Consider the following 3,094-nt stretch of genomic DNA (forward strand, 5'->3'; position numbering starts at 1 on the left):
CCCGCTGCAGAGACCGCAGTGGCTGGCCGAGCGCCTGCGTCAGTGGCTCCGGTGAGGGTGGCCGGCGACCGAGTTCCGGACGAGCGAAGAGGCCGGCCCCAACGCCGGTAAGTGACGTCGGGGCCGACCTCTTCCGCGGTCAGGCGTTGATGTAGCCGTTCGGGTTCAGTACGTACTTCTTCGCCGCACCCTGGTCGAACTCGGCGTAGCCGCGCGGAGCGTCTTCCAGCGGGATCGGCGTCGCGTTGACCGCCTTCGCGATCTGCACCTTGTCGTGCAGGATCGCCTGCATGAGCTGGCGGTTGTAGCGCATCACCGGGCACTGCCCCGTGGAGAACGACAACGACTTCGCCCAGCCGAGACCGAGACGGATCGAGAGCGAGCCGACCTTGGCGGCCTCATCGATGCCGCCGGGGTCGCCCGTGACGTACAGGCCCGGGATGCCGAGGGCGCCGCCGGCCTCTGTGAGGTCCATCAGCGAGTTCAGCACCGTGGCGGGCGCCTCCTGACCGGCATCCGAGCCGTGGCCGCGGGCTTCGAAGCCGACGGCATCCACACCGCACTCGACCTCGGGCACACCGAGGATCTGCTCGATCTGGTCGCGCGGGTCACCCTTCGACACGTTGACCGTCTCGCATCCGATCGAACGCGCCTGAGCGAGACGATCCTCGTTGAGATCGCCGACGATCACGACGCCGGCGCCCAGCAGCTGCGCGCCGACCGCCGCGGCGATCCCGACCGGTCCGGCGCCCGCGACGTAGACCGTGGATCCGGGCTTCACACCGGCGGTGTACGCGCCGTGGAATCCGGTCGGGAAGATGTCGGAGAGCATGGTGAGGTCGAGGATCTTCTCCAGCGCCTGATCGCGGTCGGGGAACTTCAGCAGGTTCCAGTCGGCGTAGGGAACGAGCACGAACTCGGCCTGGCCACCGACCCAGCCGCCCATGTCGACATACCCGTAGGCGCTGCCCGGCCGGTCAGGGTTGACGTTCAGGCAGATGCCGGTCTTGCCCTCCTTGCAGTTCCGGCAGCGTCCGCACGCGATGTTGAAGGGCACGGAGACGATGTCGCCGACCTTGATGAACTCGACATCGGGACCGACTTCGACGACCTCGCCGGTGATCTCGTGACCGAGCACGAGGCCTTCCGGCGCCGTCGTGCGACCGCGGACCATGTGCTGATCGGAGCCGCAGATGTTGGTCGCCACCGTGCGCAGGATCGCGCCGTGCGGCACCTTGCGCCCCACGTTGGCGGGATTGACGCCCGGGCCGTCCTTGAGCTCGAACTCGGGGTAGTCGGTGTCGATGACCTCGACCACTCCGGGGCTCTTGTAGGCGACTGCTCTGTTTCCTGACATCTTGGTCCTTTCCATGTGATGTGCGTCGTCATCACCGTCCTCGCAGTCTGGTAGAGCCCCGCCACCCTCACAATGACCGTTGGGAGCAGTTGCAGTAATACTTTCGGATGGCTCGACCGGGTATGGTGAACGGCATGGTCGACGGCGTCTTCTCGGAAGAGCTTCTGCACCGCCTCTCCGACGTGCTGGCCGGCCCGCTCGCGTCGATGCCGCAGGGGCTTTCCGCCATGCTCGAGCCCTTCGTCTCGCATTCGGCGCTGATCGTCTTCTCCGCCGACGTCAGCGGCGGCAGGGTTCACGGCGCCGGCGATGCGTCCTTCGTGCGCGGGGTGCGCGGCGTCGACCTGGACCGCTTGCGCAGAGACGTCGATGTGATCGAGGGCGTGCGGTACGCCGCGATGCGGGTCGACGACGGCGAGCGCATGACGATGCAGGTGCTGGCGCGCAACGGAGCGTTGCTGGTGCTCGCCGATCCCGGGCCGGTCGAGCACAGCCATCTGATCCTCGACATCTGGCACCTCGTGTCACTGCACGTGCAGGAGCGCGCCGACGAGGCGGCGCCCGACTACCTGCAGCATGCCCGCTCGGCATCCGGCGCGCGGTTCAGGGCGCTGACGGAGCTCGCCGACGAATCGACCGCCACCCTCGAATCAGTGCTCGCCACCCTCCGCTCGAACAAGCTCGGCGATTCTCAGGCACGGGGTGCCGCGATCGACGCGGCCACAGAAGGGCTCGTCCGGCTGCGCAACGGCATCGACCACGTGCGGACGCTCACCGAGGAACCGGTGACCACCGCGTTCGCTCGGCTGAAGAAGGAGCTGCGGTCGGCAGCGAACCACAGCGATATCGGATTGCACTTCGTCGACCCACCCGCCGACGGACGAGCGCTTCCCGACGAGATCGCCCGCGGCGCCCGGGCCGTCGCCCGTCGAGCCATCCTCAGCCGCGTCGAGGTTCCAGAGATCAGTCGGGTTCGCGTTCAGTGGGATTGCGACGGGGTGAACCTGCTGATGGGCATCCGCGACGACGGCCCCGGCACCAGTCAGGACGCCGATCTGCTGCTGCGGGCGGCGAAGCAGCGCGTGCACGCCATGAGGGGCCGAGTGTCGGTCGAGGCCACCCCTGGATGGGGCACCGAGATGCTTGCCGTGATCCCGCTGGATCCCCCTCGCGCCCGGGTCACCTCGTCGCTCGCCCGGCTACGGCCACGCGAGGTGCAGGTCGCCGAACTGCTCGTCGAGGGCCAGAGCAACCGTGCGATCGCCGAGCGGCTGGGCATCAGCGAGAACACGGTGAAGTTCCACGTCTCGCGGATTCTGCAGAGCCTCAAGGCCGGTTCCCGCTCGGAGGCTATGGCGATGCTGCTCGCGGAGCAGCAGAACTGAGCAGCGCTGAAGGAGGGGCGTCGGCCCGGGCCAACTGGCGCTGAACGCCTTTCGCGGCCGCCCTGCCGGCCCGGTTGGCACCGATCGTGCTGGCCGAGGGGCCGTAGCCGATCAGCTGGATTCGCGGGTCGGCGACGGCGGTCGTCCCGCGCCCGTCGCGGTCGAGTCGGATGCCGCCCTGCGGGCTGCGCAAGTGCAGCGGGGCGAGGTGGGCGATGGCGGGACGGAACCCGGTGGCCCAGAGGATCACGTCGACGCGCTCGAACGAGCCGTCTGACCAGCGCACGCCGTCGGGTTCGATCCGCGCGAACATCCGCCGACGCGCGGCGTAGGCACCGAGTCGTTCGGCCTC

2 protein-coding genes and 1 pseudogene are annotated in these 3,094 nt (G+C 68.7%); 1 reads left to right on the plus strand and 2 read right to left on the minus strand.

Annotation, left to right across the window (positions count from 1 at the left end; translation table 11 throughout):
• Positions 1 to 139: 139 nt before the first annotated feature.
• On the minus strand, positions 140 to 1,357 hold the full coding sequence (fdhA, locus tag RIN18_RS17445) for a formaldehyde dehydrogenase, glutathione-independent (protein ID WP_309105245.1): 1,218 nt from the start codon (positions 1,355 to 1,357) through the stop codon (positions 140 to 142).
• Between the two features lie 107 nt (positions 1,358 to 1,464).
• Here fdhA and RIN18_RS17450 point away from each other — a divergent pair, with 107 nt between their 5' ends.
• Complete coding sequence (locus RIN18_RS17450; protein ID WP_309105246.1) at positions 1,465 to 2,742, plus strand: LuxR C-terminal-related transcriptional regulator; 1,278 nt, start codon at positions 1,465 to 1,467, stop codon at positions 2,740 to 2,742.
• Here RIN18_RS17450 and RIN18_RS17455 read toward each other — a convergent pair.
• Positions 2,708 to 3,094: pseudogene (locus tag RIN18_RS17455) on the minus strand (pyridine nucleotide-disulfide oxidoreductase); the annotation flags it as partial. The gene RIN18_RS17450 and the pseudogene RIN18_RS17455 sit on opposite strands and share 35 nt — an antisense overlap.

This window comes from Microbacterium sp. (assembly GCF_031179285.1).
Classification (GTDB): Bacteria; Actinomycetota; Actinomycetes; order Actinomycetales; family Microbacteriaceae; genus Microbacterium.